Raw genomic sequence first — 16,044 nt, 5'->3', positions numbered from 1 at the left:
TGAGTGACATTTGATTGCTAATTAACAAATCAATCAGATTTGAAAATAAGATGCGCTAACACTCTACGCTGTAATGCCAAGTAAATCAGGGAGTCATTGCTAAAAATGACTCCCTGCTAAAGATGACAACTTACTGCTTTGATTGACCTAGTGCAGTGCAATACAAACGGCCACCGTATTGATCGAAACTAATACGGTGTTGCACGGTAGTGACATCAGAGTATTGTGCGCGCAACTGGTTTTCAGCATTGGCACAGAGCTGATTGTGATCGGCAGGTACACTTTGCGACAATGTCACTGACACTGTGCGCCACTAGTCGCCGGCAGAGGCTAATCCTGCAAATAACATTGAAGCGCTAAGTATACAGGTGGCGACCATTGAAGATTTTTTCATTCTATATTCCTTTATTTATTATGATTTTCAAGCTTAGGCTTGAGTAGCCTAGTATTTTCGGTAGTACTCCTTTATCTACCGACTAGTTAACCTACAGCTAATATGACAGCGCTGTCAATGCTGCGCAGGGTTATCTTGGTTTTCACTTGGGGCGGATTAGAAAGTAACTCAATTGAGTGTTGCTGTACTTAGTTTATGCGCTAAGGCCCTAGGGTATTAGCTATAACCGACAGCGAGATATCAGTGCTGTTAGATTCTTCTTTGCTATCAGTTTTGTAGACCAAATGGCTGATTTTCCCTGTTATAAACTAGCCAAATGGACGGATTGTACTAGCTTTATGCGCATGCCAATGACCTTTAGTTAATCGTTGGTACTCAACAGGAGCTTAGCGTTTGCCTGCAATGGGTGACGCAATAAAAACAATTTGGAAATTAGGGAAGATAGAGATGCAGTATAAAATATTAACGTCGCTAGGTCTGATAGCGGCTTTCACCACCCCCAACACAATGGCTGAATCAGCCCAAATTAAATACGCAAAATATCAGCAAAACAGTCAAGTACTGTCAGTTCGAGGCAGTATAGAACGAGAACCCGGCATGCCTAACTCTCGTCGTGAAAATAAACTTGTTGAAATCGTTGATGCGGCTAATCCGACTACCGTGCTAGCGAGTACCTATGCAAAACGTGCTTTTCGCGCACGGATAAAGCAAGCAGATCTCGCCTACATACCCTGTGAGGTTGGTGTCGTTATCGAAGGAGAGTTAAACGACATTGTGTATGAGTCTGTCACGAATGCCCCAGAGTTATGTGGCGGCTATACGACAACATTGACCGGGCTAATTACCGATGAACCTATTCCTTACGCAAGCGTGAGTGTCACTATTGGTGGACAAACTTACACCACTACCGCTGACGTAAATGGGGCATACAGCTTAGATATCGTTAGCGCAAATTTGCAAGAGCTATTGGTGATTGAATCGTCAGCGATCAACGAAGCAACTGGTGATGAAATTAACTTTGTTAATATGGTGGGGAGCTTCTCCCGGGTATTATCAGACCCCGATCCGGTAAACGTCACCAATGTCACAACAGCCAGTTATGCGCTTGTTGTTGAGGCAAATGGCGGTGCTGCGCCGACCACAGCAGAAGAATTGGCAACCGCTGAGACTGCCGTAGATGCCACAGAGCTATTTGAGCTCGCGGCTGTGATTAAACTCATTGTCGATAACCCTGACTATAGCTTGCCTGATGGTTACGATAGTGTGTTGGACTTAGTCAGTGATGAAGCAGCCGTTGATGCTTATATTGCCGCAACCCCAGCAGAGGACCTCAATGCCGCAGTTGAAGATATTTTATCTGATAGCGATCTTGTTGCCGGCTTTGATGCTGAAGACATACCTTCTCTCTATTATGCCATTGCAGTGACAACGCCGGGGTATATCGCTCGGTCAGGTTCAGCGCTAGAATTTGATAGTGTTAATGGCAGTGGCAGTGCTCTTAGCTTCAATGCGCCGTCAGGCCAACCGTTAAACCAGGCATTTAACTGGCAGTTGAATAATGGCCGAATTGAAGTGATTTACAGTGCACCTGATACTATCGAAGAACTGGTTGCAGAAATTGAATATGTGACAGATGACCCGCAAGAAATTGCCGCTTTTTATGCCGGTGGAGGGGTAGATGATAATTTCTTCACCCAGCGCACCACTACCCAACGCGCATATACACGCGTTGTAGATGGCAACTTGGTTGATGTTGTTTCAGTGGAGGTTCGCAGTACGTTAGTAACGGCACCGATCACTTTGGCCGACGGTAGCGTACTCACTATTGCTGCTCCAAAGTTAATCATCGGCAATGAAAATGAGACATTTCGTTCTAGCTTAGATATCACGCCGATAGCGTTTGATGCACAGTGCAGCGATGGTTCGACTTGTGTACAGGGTGATTGGGGAGGGGTATATCATTACTCTGAAGGTCCACGTACTTATGATGACTTTGTTTTTCCTGAATCGGCTTATGCTGAATTAATTACTTTTGCAGCTGACAATGTAACAGAGGGGGAGATATCTGGTGTGAGTGCGACCTGGTCGGTTGATGGTGATGGCCGGTTAGTGATCGCTTATGCAAACGGGATGGTACAGACTAGTCAGATACTCGATCAAAATGCGTTGGAGTTTGGGGTATTTTCAAGTTTCGAGAACGGAGATGAGCGATTTGCAAGTTATGACATTTGGGTTAGAGCTGATAACAGTTTTAGTTTAGACACAAATTACTTATTACCTGGCGAATCGACAAGGTTTTGGGCTGGCGAGGTCAATACTTGGATACCCGGTTCGATAGAATCTAGCGGCCTAGTGATCCCATCAAGGCTATGGGGCTGGGCATTTTCTAGTATCGATGTTAGCAATACCTTTGCAACACAATGGAGCGAGCCTGATAGCAACGGTGAAAGTAGTTTAGCGTTTGTATCACAACCGCCAGTGAGCTTTATTGAGAATGCCAATTCTGTGGTCATTAATCGCTTTGATTTTGCAAAGCGTTATTGGTACCCGATTACCGATACCGTCATCGACGGCGAACGGGTGTTTTATGTGATTGAACGTGAAGAGCGGGATGCAGAGCTTTGGTATGGCGGTGAGCCAGGGTTTAAGACTTACATTCCTGCACGCATGAATATAGAGCGCGAGCGAGATAAAGCAGACTACCAAGGTGTTGTTCGTGACTAACACATCACTGTGTAGGCTATAGCATTTCAGTCTACAGATTATCATCAAGCCCTCAAATTCGTTTGGGGGTTTTTTATTGGTGTTGATTTAATTTAGTTATGGTTGGTTTTCATGTCTTTGTTGCGATTTATTATTGATTTTTTTTCATGGTTTTATTTTCTGTGGTTTATTTTTATTTGTTTTAATTTCTCTCTGAGAATTTAATTTGTTAATTTATTAAGTGCTTCTTAATTTTGATTTAAGGTTGATTTAATATTTGTGTTTTTTCTAAATTTAACAATAAAGTTTTTGTTTTTTTAGATGTTTGAAAGATGTGATTTACTTCAAATAAATACGTTTAATATTTAAACGATTTTTAATTGATTACTGAATTAGTGGGCTGTAAATTAGCCTTGGTTCTTATTTGGGTAATTTAGTATAAGGTGCTTATTTTGAAGGCTTTATATCCATTAGTTTAATGCCTGCCAAATTTGGTAATACTATATCTACAAGTTAATATTCCCTATGGTTATATGAGAGGTTGATAAACTAATCGTTAAACAACCAATAATTTACCCCTAAGGGGGTAGGTGTTTATTTTACTTTTATGATCGGCAGCAAACTTGCTTGTTGCGGTTAGGGTTGGATCACACTGGTTAGGTATTTTTCTGAGTTGGGTTAGTGGCTGTGATATTAATTTAATTACTTTAAAGCGGCTTTTTAAAGTTTTAGTGATCAAATTGAATAGTTGCTAAATATAAAAACAAATCCCATCGAGGAGTGATGTATGAAGTTAAATAAACTTACCGCTGCAATCATTGTATCCGCTATATTTACCGGCAATGCGGTTGCTAAAGATAAAGAAGTTGATCTTTATAATAGTGACAACTGGAAATCAAGTTACCCATCGCAATATGAAACTTGGGCAGAAACAGAGCAAAGTAACCCTGCATCAGGCAAACCTGACGATCTACTTGAAGCCAATCCTAACTTAGTATCAGCATGGGCTGGTTATGGCTTTGCTAAGGATTACAACCGTGCTCGTGGCCACCACTTCGCATTGACAGATATTATTGAAACACTGAGAACGGGTCATCCTACAGTTGCCCATGGCGAGGTAGTGGGCGAAGCAATGCCGGCAAGTTGCTGGTCTTGTAAAACCCCAGACGTTGCGCGCATGTACGACAAAGTCGGCGAAGCTAATTTCTCTGATAACAGTTGGTCTACTTGGGGCCATGAGATGTCTAACACCATAGGTTGTGCTGATTGCCATGAGCTTGGCAGTGAAGAACTGCGCTTAAGCCGTCCTTATACAGAGCGAGCCATGAAAGCCATAGGTCTAGACTTCGATAAGCAGGATGCTGACATGCAAGCCAGCCAAACCTGTGCTCAGTGTCACGTCGAGTATTACTTTGACGTTAAAGACAGCAAGAAAGTTCGCTTCCCATGGGATCATTGGGTTCCAGGTGTTAATACAGACTACAAACAGATTGTCGGTTACAAAGGTAATGACGGGCTTTATCAAGGTTTCGCCGCCGAAGCGCAGTTAGCCTATTACGACTTAATTAAGTTTAATGACTGGACCAACGCTATTTCAGGTGCACCGATGTTGAAAGCACAGCATCCTGAATTTGAGAACATGCTAGATCGCACTTCCCACGAAATGGACAGCCACATGAAATTTAGCTGCACCACTTGTCATATGCCAAAGGCAAAGAATGACAAAGGGGCGAAGTATTCGAATCACAAAGTCACATTTGAAGCTGAGCAGCTACCGAAAACCTGTATTGGTTGCCATGATGCCGGCGATTTCAAAGAGATTTTGAGCGAGCGTAAAGCTGAGATCAATAAACTAAGATTCGAGCCAAATGGTACCGATCCTCGTCTTACTGAAGTTCACTTTAAAGCCCAAGCTATTTGGTCTGCTAACGGTGTTAAAGGTTTAGACGCTGGTAAGAATATTGCTCAAGCAAAAGCAAACTATGAAGCTGCGCTTAAAGCGAAAACACCATTGGCAAATGAGATGAATAGCCTGCTGGTTAAGGTGCGTAATGCGCAGTGGTTCTGGGACAGTGCAACCGCTTCACATGGTATTCACGCTCATAACCCAGCTGAAGCGATTCGCTTGCTCGAGAAATCTAACACTATCCTTGATGCGGCGTTAAAAGAAGCCGACGCATTACTGGCGAAATACGCACCTAACTATAAGTATGATGCGAGTAAATACGATACCAAAGCTAAACTGCAACCGTTAGCTGGTCTTAACCTAGAAGGTATGGAAAAGTCTAAGCAAAACTTCATCGAGCAACGCGTAGAGAAGGAGTGGCCTGCCGACCTGAAATAGTCACTCTATAGCATTACCCAACATCCCACCTCCATGTAAAAGTGCCAGCCAACTCAGTTGACTGGCACTTTTTATGTTGCTGCCAGAATTAATCAAGCAATCTTATTTGAATTAATATCAGGCTCATTTATGAGTCTGTAGTTTGTCAGAAATGTCTGTTTGGCTGCTTTATCCTGTACTCAATCGCTTAGCTAATAAGCTCACTTTTAGATTGACACATTGAGGATATCACCATGAAAAACATGACTCTTATCGCTACCATTATCGCGACTAGTTTGTTTGTTCAACCTGTAATCGCCCACGAGCTAGGCGACCACCTACCAAAGAAAGGTCAACCAACTGCTGTACAGTTACAGTTTGGTGGAGACATTGCGGTCACTAAAGACAATTTCATTGCTGCTGAGTCAGATAAGTACTTCTTTGAGCAGCAACAAAAATCAGGCATAAACCACTTCACTCACGATCGCGTTTTGCTCACTATGGATACACAAACTGTGGTAAGGCAGAACCGTGATACCTTGTACTCAAAGTCAATTTGGGATACTCAAGGTGGATTGACATTTACCTTACCTGTCCTAGACAGCTATCAGTCGCTGCAAGTGATTGATGAGAATCACCGCACAGTGGCGGTTTTGTATGCCCAGCATGGCAAGAACCAAATCACTATCACGCCAGATATGCTGAGCCATGGTCAACATGTGTGGGTTGTGGCTAGAACGCAGGTGGCTTCAGATACGGCGGCAGCCATTGCTGAAGGTAACCGCAAACAGGACTTGATAAAGGCTGATGCCAGCTCGGCGACCCTGTATCAAGCAAAAGGGTTCAATCAATACCAACGTGAGCAGGTACGTTTAAGCTTAGAAAACGACGTATTGTCACTGGACTTCACCAAAGCGATGGGCGCCCCAGAAGGTAAACCTATTGTGGCGGCACAAAACGTCGAACCACGCCAAATTACCCAGTTTCATGCCCGTGGGCTTACGGCAATGGGCTTTGGTGGCTTGCCCAGTGAGCATGCTTACTACAAGGTGTTGCTAGCAGAAAACCGAGATGGCCAGTGCCAAAAAATGAACTTTGATGCGCCACCATTGCAAGATAATGGTTTCTTCTCAATTACCACCTACGGGGAAGATGCCTACGTGCATACAGATAACTTTGCGCTATCTAGCCGCCAGGGCGAACTTGAAGCCAATACAGATGGCAGTTATACGGTGCACTTCAACTGCGGTGACAATGCGATAAACAACATTGATGTTGAACCGAATTGGACAGGGATTTTACGCATGTATAAGCCCGTCAGCGAAGCGGAGATTGTTGATTACGCTAAAGGGGTTGCACTACCTCACTAGCATTCTGTGCTAACGGCGAGTAAGGCTAAGCCTTACTCGCTTTTTTGTAAGCTTTGAATGATGACTTTCTCTATCGTTTTAATTAGTGGGTGTTGATACACCAAGCGGTGATGATGAATGCCAACATCATATGTAAGAGGGTTAGCATTGGCATAAAGCGGTTTAGCGGTAATACCCGCAGGGATATCTTGGTCGGCAATTTTGGTGCAAACAAACAAATATTGATGGGCTAGCACACAGGCTAATGCTGAGTTAATCGTCGATACGGTAAGCTTTTGCTGCAGATCACATCCGGTTTGTTTACGCACTTGCTCGAAGTAAGCACTGCCGTCATGTGCACCAAGCGAAATTCGCACCATTTGATAGTCGACCATGTCAAAAATATTGATATGGCTTGCCACGTTAAGTTGATGAGTTTCAGGTAGGTACACATACAGCGGAACGGTGGTGATTTTTCTTTCAACTAAATGTTCACTGAACTGGTTGGGGTATCCGGCGATACCTATTGCCAACGCGCCAACTTCTGGCTGCTCGACACCGTTAAGCGACCAATCGACAAAAGTTAAACGGCAATGCTGATCTTGGGTTGATAACTCGCTGACCAGTGGCAGGGTAAGTGCACTGCTTAATGGGCTAATGATATTGATGGTGCATTCAATATCACGGTGCTCATTGGTAAACAGTTTGGCAGCATGATGGCTTTGTTCTAGTACAGATAAAGGCTCATCAATGTACTGTGCAAGTTGCGTCATCAACAAGGTCGGCGTATAGCTGCCGTTGGTGACGACAAATAGTTCGTTATTAAATAGCTCACGGCAACTGGCTAGGTGGCGATTAAACGTTGCGCGGCTGATATCGAGTTCATGACAAGTTTTACTTAAGGTTTTCAGCTTAACCAGACAAATCATAAATCGATATAAATTTAGATCGACACGGTTTTTCAATCGCACCTCAGATAATTTCGCTATTAATCAGATACGTTACTAAAAAATGTGTGCGATGACCATTGGCTGGTGAAGCTGTCGACATTTCGGTTCCGTCAAGAGAAGTGAACCGAAATGTACTTTGGTGCGTACTGACTGGTAGTTGCCAGCATAGCCAGTGACACTCAATTAGAGGCCTACTTATGAATAAATCATCATTACCATGGAAACTCTGCCCTGTTTGCGTGCGCCCTTTTACCTGGCGCAAGAAGTGGCGCAAAGACTGGGATGAGGTTAAGTATTGCTCTAAGCGTTGTGCTGGGCACAGACATGTTGCCAGTGAGATGAATGTACACAATCAACACTGTGGTGATGTGGCGGGATAAATAACTAACGATGAAATCAATATGAACAAACATTTTACCCAAGCTGATTTCGAAGCAATGGAGCAGCGTTATCGTGCTCGCTTTATCAATAGCCTATCTGGGTTTAAAAGTGCCAATTTGGTTGGCAGCATTGATAGTAGCGGCAATAGCAACTTGGCGATCGTCAGCTCCGTGTTCCATATCGGTGCAGATCCTGCGCTGATGGGGATGATCATTCGTCCTGACAGTGTGCCAAGGGATACCCTTACAAATATCAAAGCGACGCAGTGCTATACGTTAAATCAGGTTAACTCGGCCAATTTTAGGCGAGCACATCAGACTTCTGCTCGCTATCTTTCATCGGTATCAGAGTTCACCCAGGTTGGACTCACTGAGCAGTTTATTGCCGGATTTACTGCGCCATTTGTTGCTGAAAGCGAGCTTAAAGTGGCATTAGCGGTTCGAGAAATATCACCACTGTCTTTGAATGACACGCTTTTAGTGATTGGAGAAGTGCAGCATGTGATAGTGCCCGATTGCGCCCTTAAGCAAGATGGCTACATAGACATTGAAGCACTAGAGGCGGTAGCGGTCACAGGGCTAGACAGCTATCACCGCGGCCAACGCTTAGCGAGACTAAGCTACGCTAAGCCTGACACATTACCGATTCATTTGTCAGTGGCTGGAGAGTCAGAGTTTGAGTCGGATTAAAAATACCTAAATCAACAGCGCAGAGACAAACATATTAGCTTGATCTGAATCAACGCGTGCTGGCTAATATTTAGTCATGATTGATGCAGGTTTAATACAACTCAATATTGGACATCATGTCAGATGCAAAACTTATCCGGCTACTGAAATCATGCATAGTCTTGGGAATTTGCCTGATTTTAACCGGTATCTACTTTCATAACTTTAGCCCCAGTGTTGAGGCCATGGGGGTCAAAGGTATCATTCTCAGTGCGGTGTGTGTGGCCGTGGGGATGGCGCTGTCACTGCCAACCAAGATGTACCTGACATTTATTTTGGTCAAGCGTGAAGCCGAGCAGCAAGATAGTCAGCACTAACTTATTGCGCAAACTATTCAGTATGTTTTTACTTAAGTTCTGCCGTGACAAGCGAGCAGAATAGCGCCGCTCCCACTGGGATGATGTCATCATTAAAATCATAATGTGGGTTATGTACACACACGCCACCTTTCTCGCCGCTCAAGCCATTACCTAACAGCAAATAACAGCCTGCCACTTTATTGAGCATAAAGGAGAAGTCTTCACTGCCTGATAGCGGGTCACAGTGAGTATTTACCCGTTCTTTGCCAAGCAATTGCTCGGCGATGTTTGCGGCAAACTCATAGGATTGTTGCTCATTGACTGTTGCAGGGTAACTGCCAGGTTGTATTGTTAAATTCGCCGTTGCACCATACAGTTTTGCTGTTTGCTCAACCACTTGTTGTAAGCGCTCAAGGGCTTGTTGTCGTACTTGCGGATTAAAAGTACGCAAGCAACCCTTTAATTGAGCGCTATCGGGCACCACGTTGTATGTCCCTTCACCACTGTGGATATCGGTAAATGAGATGACACAGGTGTCGAGCGGTGATGTATTACGACTAACAATTGTTTGCGCGCTAAGAATGATATTGCTCATCACTAAAGAGGGGTCAATCAGGTGCTGCGGCATTGCTGCATGGCCTCCTTTAGCCTCAATGGCAATATCAAAGCGATCAGCACTCGCCATCAGTGGGCCGGGCTTGAGCCAGATATGCGACTGCGGAATACCCGGCATATTGTGTAGCGCATAAATCCTGTCATATTTAAAGCGTTCGAATAGCCCGTCATCAATCATAGCCTGTGCGCCACCAAGCCCCTCTTCAGCAGGTTGGAAAATAAAATAAACCGTACCGCTGAAGTTACGATTTTGCGCTAAATACCAGGCGCTTGCTAATAAAATGGCGGTATGGCCATCGTGGCCACAGGCATGCATTTTGCCGGCAATATGCGATGCATGACTAAAATCGTTAGCTTCATCTAATGCTAGCGCATCCATATCAGCCCGCAGCCCAATAGCGCGGCTATTGGGTGATTGGCCTCTTAACACCCCCACGACTCCTGTAGTCGCTATGCCAGTATGCACTTCATCTAGGCCCCATTGGCGTAACTTGTTGGCGACAAAGTCAGCGGTTTGCTGTTCTTCAAAACCTAATTCAGGGTGTTGATGAATGGCTTTGCGCCATTGAGTGAACATTTCATTGTGCTGTTTAAGTTCGTTGATCATCTATCGTCTCGGTATCGGCTAATGGAGTATTGTTAGAGGCAAAGTGGTTTTCATGGCGTTGGTTACAGGCTATCGAATGGTGAGTTTGTGGGCAAGTAAGCTGTGGTGATGATTTGTATCTCCCACTCCAATAGTGATACCAGCATGACAAAAACCTTAACTTAGCTCCTGCCTTGATATCTGTTTGTCACACACTGGGCTAGGTCACGTCCATTAATCATCGGCTCGGTTGGTGAAAAGCGGATATTTCTGCTTTACTTATAGCGATGGCCATTGCCATCGATTTTAAATCGATTCTTTGCAAAGGATGGCGCCCATGTCGATGTTATTTGACAAGAAATGGCAGTATTTACCGCTAGTGATGTTGCTGATTTCTATCTTAGGCGGCTTATTTTTTCTTAATTCAAGTTTAGATAAGTGGGTGACAAAAACGATAAAAAGTCACCTTTCTGGGCTAACTAAAGATGTTGTCGTCCATATCACCAATGATCAGCAATACCTCGCTACTCTCTCTTCAGCAGCACGACATAATTATTTTAGTAACCTTTCTCAAGCGACTAAAGACAAGCGTATTACACTGATTGACGCAGAAGGCGTGGTATTAGCCGATACTTCGTTGAGCTACTTAGAGATGATAGCAATGGATAATCATCTGTTACGGGAGGAAATTGCCAGTGCGTTCAAGGTTGGCGTTGGCGAAAATATTCATTTTAGCAGTGCACTTAAAGTAGACATGCTCTACGTTGCCCAAAGAGTGATTTTGGACAATGAACCTTATGTTGTCAGGATGGCAATGCCAATGGATGAGTTGAAAACCATGTCCGATGAATTAATGTGGATTTTCATTGTATTGTTATCAATTTCTGCAGCGGCAATGGCAGGAAGTAGCATGCTTAGTGCTTATCAGGTGAATCACCGGGTAGCTAAAGAACGTGAGCAGCAAGAAGAGCGTATTATGCATCGAACTAAAGAGATTGAGTTGTTGCATCGATTAGCGAATATGCTAGCGGCGTGTACTTCGATAGCTGAAACGCAAAAGGTCGTCGAGGATATTGTTCCGCGTATTTTGGGGGAGATCAACGGCAGCGTAGCCATGATGCGCGCATCGCGTAATCAACTCGAAGTTAAACTGGATTGGGGCAAGCCTTGGCCTGCGACTCAGGTCTATTCGCCAAATGATTGTTGGGCGTTACGTAAAGGAAAATATCATCTCTCCAATGACGACTATCACTGTCTTCCATGCTCGCATATGGCTGAACTTGGTAGTGACCAAACCCTTTGTATCCCGCTAACCGCCCATGGCAATACAATCGGTATGCTGCATTTATATTTTGGGGCATCATCTGTAGTCGTTGACCCGGCAACCTTGCGGTTGGCTTTTACCGTGGCTGAGCACTTGGGTCTGGCGTTGGCTAATTTAAGCTTACAGGACAAACTGCGCTCGCAGGCGCTAAGTGATCCGCTGACGGGGCTGTATAACCGCCGTCATTTTGAGCAGTCGTTTGACACATTGCTACTAGAAGCCAAAAACAGCCAACAAACCATGACGTTAATGATGCTAGATTTAGATCATTTCAAACGTTTCAATGATAATTTTGGACATGATGCAGGAGACTATGTGCTTAAAGAGGTCAGTACCTTAATCGTTCAGATGATCAGCGCTGACGACGTTGCTTGTCGATTAGGGGGAGAGGAGTTAGCGGTTATCGTGCCAAATCGATCAGTGGAAAGTGCATTTGAGTTGGCCAATCGTATCCGTAAACAAATTGCCGAATTGCACCTTGAGCTCAAAGGGTTGTCTCTAGGAAAAGTCACCGTTTCTATCGGTGTGGTGAATTACCCTAAAGTGCAAGGCGATAGAGACCAATTAGTTAAGTTTGCTGATATGGCGCTGTATCGCGCTAAGGAGCAAGGACGGGATCAAGTTCTGGCCTATCAAGCCAGTACAGCCGAATATAGTTGTGAGGAAGCTAAGGACAAAAAGGAGCTGGGAAATAAGGTAGTGACGCCACTATTGAAATAGCGCCTCTCTTTTCATTTTATACCGGCTCGTTGCCTGTGTTAATCAATGTGGGCCGTTTAAAGCCGCAGTCAATTGGCTTTGCTTTGCGCTTTTAGCGTATATAAAGCGGCTATTACCCCCAGCGCTTTTTATTAACCGATTTTTTAGCTTGCTTAGCAAAATTGCTAAAACTCCTCTGTGTTATCCATTCATGTTAGTCACTACATCTATAAATAATATTTATCAAATTAAGAAGAATTGATAATTAGTTTGTTATTTGTATTGTCCGTATGATGTCGGTATTCGCTACAACGAGTATTGCTCGTTGGGCCATCACATTGCACAAAGCTTGAGGTCTATATGAAATTCTTACATACCATGTTACGCGTTGCTGACTTAGAGAAATCAATCGCGTTTTATACCCAAGTGCTGGGCATGAAGGAGTTGCAAAGAGCCGATAACCAGCAGTATCGATATACATTGGTGTTTGTTGGCTATGACAATGGTCCTGACAGCGCCACGATTGAACTGACTCACAACTGGGATACCCATGAGTACGAAATGGGCAATGCGTTTGGGCATGTTGCGCTCGGTGTTGAAGATATCTACCTTGCGTGCGAAAAAATTGCCCAGTTAGGAGGCAATGTGACCCGTGCACCAGGGCCGGTAAAAGGTGGCGAGACGCATATCGCTTTCATTACCGATCCCGATGGATATCAAATCGAATTGATTCAGCTGGACTAAAACCGACAGATTATCGCGCAGCTGCCAAGATGCGGCTGTATTGCATGAGGATGATATTATGACAAACCCATTATTTAACCCAGTTCAGCTGGGTGAGCACAGTCTTAAAAACCGCATTGTTATGCCACCAATGACGCGCTCGCGTGCCAGCCAACCAGGCAATAGCGCCAATGCCATTATGGCGCAATATTATGCTCAGCGTGCACAAGCAGGCCTGATTGTGGCTGAAGGTACTCAGATATCAGCCATGGGGCAAGGTTACGCTTGGACCCCTGGTATTTATACCGCCGAGCAAATCGCTGGCTGGAAATTAACAACTGATGCCGTACACCAAAAAGGCGGGGTTATTTTTGCGCAATTGTGGCATGTCGGTCGAGTGACTCATCCAGATAATATTGGCGGACAGCAGCCGATTTCATCTTCTGCGATTAAAGCCGAAAGCGTTAAAGTATTTATTGATAATGGTACGGATGAGCCCGGATTTGTTGATGTGGTTGAGCCTCGTGCTATGACCAAAGACGACATTAATCTTGTTATTGAGCAATATCGTCAAGCCGCACTCAATGCCATTGAAGCGGGCTTTGATGGTGTTGAGCTACATGCGGCTAATGGTTACTTGATTAACCAGTTTATTGATTCAGAAGCGAATAGTCGCACTGATGAATACGGTGGAAGTGTGGAGAATCGGCTACGCTTTTTAAGTGAAGTTGTGGCGGCAATGGTTGAAGCCATTGGTGCAGAACGTGTGGGTGTACGTCTAGCGCCTTTCACATCGCTAAATGGTACGGTTGACGCTAACCCAGAGGAAACTTATACCGCAGCAGCAGCCATGTTGAATCAGCATAAAATTGTCTATCTGCATATCGCTGAAGTTGACTGGGATGATGCGCCAGATACGCCAGCCTCATTCAAGCAAGCTGTCCGTGAAGCGTACGAGGGTGTGCTAATTTACGCTGGAAAATACGACGCGCAAAAAGCGGCGACGGTACTGGAAGCCGGTTTAGCCGATATGGTTGGCTTTGGTCGCCCGTTTGTGGCTAACCCAGATTTACCTAACCGAATTAAATACGGTTATCCATTAGCCAGTCATGATCCTGCTACATTGTTTGGTGGTGCAGAGAAAGGTTTAACCGATTATTGTGAGTACGGCCAGTAGTTTGCTTAATCACTAATAGGTTAAAATCGGCTTTGTTCCTGTCAATAGCAACTCAAATGAGTTGCTATTTGTTTTTCTAACCTTGTAGCTTTGCTGCAAGCAAAGCGGCTTAGAGTGGTATTAATGCGCGGTATCATTTACTTATTGATTGCAACCTTACTTGCTGCGATGGGCTGGGTGGCGTCAAAGTTTGTTGTTAGCCATATGCCTGGCGACCTGTTTTTGGGGGTACGCTTTGTTTTGGCCAGTCTGATACTGCTGCCTTTTTGCTATCAGCGTTTAGCTAAGCTGGATCTCAAGCAAATTCTAACTGTCCTTGGGGTTGGCGTATTTTTAGGGCTCGCACTGCAAGTATGGGTGCATGCGGTCACCATTAGCGATAGTTTATCTGAAGGGGCGTTTATTATGAGTCTCGCGATGATTATCGCCCCACTTGTCTCTTGGTCATTGTTTCAGATTAAGCCCAATCGTTCATTTTGGCTGGCCTTGCCGGTCAGCATGATGGGCATGGCGCTGCTGACACTCGGCAGTGGTTGGCATCTTGAAAGTAGCCAGTTGTATTTTTTAATGGCGTCGGCGCTGCTGTCGATTCATTTTGTGCTTAACAAAAACATAGGTAGTCGTTTACCCCCCTTGTTATCAATCTGCTTGCAGCTTTTTGCCGTCGGTGTCGTTGGACTTATTACCGCGTCATTGAGTGAACCGGCTGTGGTTGATTACTCGTGGAATTTGCTTTGGTGGTTTGTTATCTCCACCGTATTTGCAACGTCGGTGCGCTATTTACTGCAAACTATGGGGCAATATAAAGTTAAATTAGAGACGGCGGCTTTGATTATGATTTTGGAGCCCGTTTGGACCATGTTACTTAGCATTACGCTATTGCAAGAGCAGCTAGCTTGGCAAAAATTAGTCGGCGCCGGTTTGATTATGTTATCACTGATAGCTTACATTAAGCTGTCTCGTCGAGAAGCAAAATTGAAACAATTGCAGCAAGCCAGTACCGGTAATTAACCAGTACTGGTCGGAGCTGATTAGCTTAGTAATCGTTCAATATACGGCTTGACTGATTCAACACTATCACAGTGGTTAGGGATTGAGATGCTACGATAACCGTCACCGACAAAGGCCCGGTCAATTTCGATAAGTACCCCAGTTTCTGCGCCATTGTCGACAAATGTTACTTCAAGTTCTCGCGCGCCAAAGAATGAGCGAGATTGAGGTTTAAATTCGTATTCTTGGTAACAGGGCAGGTGAGAGCTAAATTCGCGTGTTCTTATGCCACCGGCTTCAATATCGGTTTTGTATAACCGATAACCGCTGTTTTCAATCATCTCTAGCACTGCCAATTGTGTATTAGAAGGTTCGATTACGAGTGGATCTTTATCACTCCCATCAATACCGTTTTTAATGTCTAGCCCAGTTTGTAGCCACACCTTGGCTATCTGCTGCCCAAATAGACGTGTTGCAGGGGCTTCTGGATGCAAATTGAGTTTAAACTGGCGGCTGAGAGTCTCGTTAGCCCCAATCGTTTGATTAAGCATCGGCTTCCAACTTTGAAGCACGACACTCTTATTGTATTTGACCTCTTCATCGCCCAGTTTTTGTTCGGTTTTGGCCTGCGCCATAATGGCAAACTCTAATCCATTAAGCTTGTTGTTCTACGTCGCCACCTTTAATAATAACTTCGACGCTGAAATCTTCTCCGGCTTTGAGCTGAGGGCTTAACAGTAGGGTATCGACTGTTGCTTTGCCGATGCCAACACTAGCAAGAATTTTCTTCAACATTATGCTTT

15 protein-coding genes are annotated in these 16,044 nt (G+C 44.5%); 10 read left to right on the top strand and 5 right to left on the bottom strand.

From position 1 onward, the window contains the following. Positions 1 to 130: 130 nt before the first annotated feature. Positions 131 to 304 (bottom strand): hypothetical protein, encoded by a 174-nt coding sequence (locus L865_RS25370; protein WP_157577368.1) that lies wholly within the window; start codon positions 302 to 304, stop codon positions 131 to 133. Positions 305 to 841: 537 nt separating this feature from the next. Between L865_RS25370 and L865_RS0100445 the strand changes: the two genes are divergently transcribed. From L865_RS0100445 to L865_RS22750, 3 genes are all read left to right on the top strand, one after another. Then, positions 842 to 3,118, top strand: a complete 2,277-nt coding sequence (locus tag L865_RS0100445; protein WP_028771419.1) for a carboxypeptidase-like regulatory domain-containing protein — start codon at positions 842 to 844, stop codon at positions 3,116 to 3,118. A gap of 766 nt (positions 3,119 to 3,884) precedes the next feature. Then, positions 3,885 to 5,441 (top strand): ammonia-forming cytochrome c nitrite reductase subunit c552, encoded by a 1,557-nt coding sequence (locus L865_RS0100440; RefSeq protein WP_028771418.1) that lies wholly within the window; start codon positions 3,885 to 3,887, stop codon positions 5,439 to 5,441. A gap of 233 nt (positions 5,442 to 5,674) precedes the next feature. Continuing rightward, positions 5,675 to 6,790, top strand: coding sequence for a DUF1254 domain-containing protein (locus tag L865_RS22750; RefSeq protein ID WP_051484345.1), 1,116 nt, complete (start codon positions 5,675 to 5,677; stop codon positions 6,788 to 6,790). A 32-nt stretch (positions 6,791 to 6,822) separates the two neighbouring features. Here L865_RS22750 and L865_RS0100430 read toward each other — a convergent pair whose 3' ends face one another. Continuing rightward, on the bottom strand, positions 6,823 to 7,734 hold the full coding sequence (locus L865_RS0100430) for a LysR family transcriptional regulator (protein WP_028771417.1): 912 nt from the start codon (positions 7,732 to 7,734) through the stop codon (positions 6,823 to 6,825). A 182-nt stretch (positions 7,735 to 7,916) separates the two neighbouring features. Here L865_RS0100430 and L865_RS24720 point away from each other — a divergent pair, with 182 nt between their 5' ends. The 3 genes from L865_RS24720 (at position 7,917) to L865_RS0100420 (ending at position 9,145) form a co-directional block, all read left to right on the top strand. Further along, positions 7,917 to 8,099, top strand: a complete 183-nt coding sequence (locus L865_RS24720; RefSeq protein WP_084632426.1) for a DUF2256 domain-containing protein — start codon at positions 7,917 to 7,919, stop codon at positions 8,097 to 8,099. 21 nt (positions 8,100 to 8,120) lie between these two features. Further along, positions 8,121 to 8,789, top strand: coding sequence for a flavin reductase family protein (locus L865_RS0100425; protein WP_028771416.1), 669 nt, complete (start codon positions 8,121 to 8,123; stop codon positions 8,787 to 8,789). 116 nt (positions 8,790 to 8,905) lie between these two features. Then, the gene (locus L865_RS0100420) at positions 8,906 to 9,145 is read left to right on the top strand and encodes a hypothetical protein (RefSeq protein WP_028771415.1); all 240 of its coding nucleotides are present in this window, start codon (positions 8,906 to 8,908) and stop codon (positions 9,143 to 9,145) included. 28 nt (positions 9,146 to 9,173) lie between these two features. Here the strand turns inward: L865_RS0100420 and L865_RS0100415 are convergent, their stop codons facing one another. Further along, complete coding sequence (locus L865_RS0100415) at positions 9,174 to 10,349, bottom strand: M20 aminoacylase family protein (RefSeq protein WP_028771414.1); 1,176 nt, start codon at positions 10,347 to 10,349, stop codon at positions 9,174 to 9,176. A 316-nt stretch (positions 10,350 to 10,665) separates the two neighbouring features. Between L865_RS0100415 and L865_RS22745 the strand changes: the two genes are divergently transcribed. From L865_RS22745 to L865_RS0100395, 4 genes are all read left to right on the top strand, one after another. Then, positions 10,666 to 12,372: a sensor domain-containing diguanylate cyclase gene (locus L865_RS22745; RefSeq protein ID WP_051484341.1), complete on the top strand. Its 1,707-nt coding sequence runs from the start codon at positions 10,666 to 10,668 to the stop codon at positions 12,370 to 12,372. A gap of 339 nt (positions 12,373 to 12,711) precedes the next feature. Continuing rightward, on the top strand, positions 12,712 to 13,095 hold the full coding sequence (gene gloA, locus L865_RS0100405; protein WP_028771413.1) for a lactoylglutathione lyase: 384 nt from the start codon (positions 12,712 to 12,714) through the stop codon (positions 13,093 to 13,095). A 58-nt stretch (positions 13,096 to 13,153) separates the two neighbouring features. Beyond that, positions 13,154 to 14,251 (top strand): alkene reductase, encoded by a 1,098-nt coding sequence (locus L865_RS0100400; protein ID WP_028771412.1) that lies wholly within the window; start codon positions 13,154 to 13,156, stop codon positions 14,249 to 14,251. Positions 14,252 to 14,374: 123 nt separating this feature from the next. Next, positions 14,375 to 15,262 (top strand): DMT family transporter, encoded by an 888-nt coding sequence (locus L865_RS0100395; RefSeq protein ID WP_028771411.1) that lies wholly within the window; start codon positions 14,375 to 14,377, stop codon positions 15,260 to 15,262. 20 nt (positions 15,263 to 15,282) lie between these two features. Here the strand turns inward: L865_RS0100395 and L865_RS22740 are convergent, their stop codons facing one another. Next, positions 15,283 to 15,876, bottom strand: a complete 594-nt coding sequence (locus L865_RS22740) for a sporulation protein (protein WP_281171095.1) — start codon at positions 15,874 to 15,876, stop codon at positions 15,283 to 15,285. 19 nt (positions 15,877 to 15,895) lie between these two features. After that, entirely contained in the window at positions 15,896 to 16,036 is a 141-nt protein-coding gene (locus L865_RS25980) for a sporulation protein (RefSeq protein ID WP_281171094.1), read from the bottom strand. Positions 16,037 to 16,044: the final 8 nt, after the last annotated feature.

The sequence above is a fragment of the Shewanella waksmanii ATCC BAA-643 genome (assembly GCF_000518805.1).
In the GTDB taxonomy this organism is placed as follows: domain Bacteria; phylum Pseudomonadota; class Gammaproteobacteria; order Enterobacterales; family Shewanellaceae; genus Shewanella; species Shewanella waksmanii.
This window is presented reverse-complemented; position numbering and strand designations above follow the sequence as displayed.

Bases quoted from the DNA above. Each gene is read 5' to 3' on its own strand.
- L865_RS22750 (WP_051484345.1), top strand. From the start codon at position 5,675: ATGAAAAACATGACTCTTATCGCTACCATTATCGCGACTAGTTTGTTT.
- L865_RS0100395 (WP_028771411.1), top strand. From the start codon at position 14,375: ATGCGCGGTATCATTTACTTATTGATTGCAACCTTACTTGCTGCGATG.
- L865_RS0100445 (WP_028771419.1), top strand. From the start codon at position 842: ATGCAGTATAAAATATTAACGTCGCTAGGTCTGATAGCGGCTTTCACC.
- L865_RS0100440 (WP_028771418.1), top strand. From the start codon at position 3,885: ATGAAGTTAAATAAACTTACCGCTGCAATCATTGTATCCGCTATATTT.
- L865_RS22740 (WP_281171095.1), bottom strand. From the start codon at position 15,876: ATGGCGCAGGCCAAAACCGAACAAAAACTGGGCGATGAAGAGGTCAAA.
- L865_RS25980 (WP_281171094.1), bottom strand. From the start codon at position 16,036: ATGTTGAAGAAAATTCTTGCTAGTGTTGGCATCGGCAAAGCAACAGTC.
- L865_RS22745 (WP_051484341.1), top strand. From the start codon at position 10,666: ATGTCGATGTTATTTGACAAGAAATGGCAGTATTTACCGCTAGTGATG.
- L865_RS24720 (WP_084632426.1), top strand. From the start codon at position 7,917: ATGAATAAATCATCATTACCATGGAAACTCTGCCCTGTTTGCGTGCGC.
- L865_RS0100400 (WP_028771412.1), top strand. From the start codon at position 13,154: ATGACAAACCCATTATTTAACCCAGTTCAGCTGGGTGAGCACAGTCTT.
- L865_RS0100425 (WP_028771416.1), top strand. From the start codon at position 8,121: ATGAACAAACATTTTACCCAAGCTGATTTCGAAGCAATGGAGCAGCGT.
- L865_RS0100415 (WP_028771414.1), bottom strand. From the start codon at position 10,349: ATGATCAACGAACTTAAACAGCACAATGAAATGTTCACTCAATGGCGC.
- L865_RS0100420 (WP_028771415.1), top strand. From the start codon at position 8,906: ATGTCAGATGCAAAACTTATCCGGCTACTGAAATCATGCATAGTCTTG.
- gloA (WP_028771413.1), top strand. From the start codon at position 12,712: ATGAAATTCTTACATACCATGTTACGCGTTGCTGACTTAGAGAAATCA.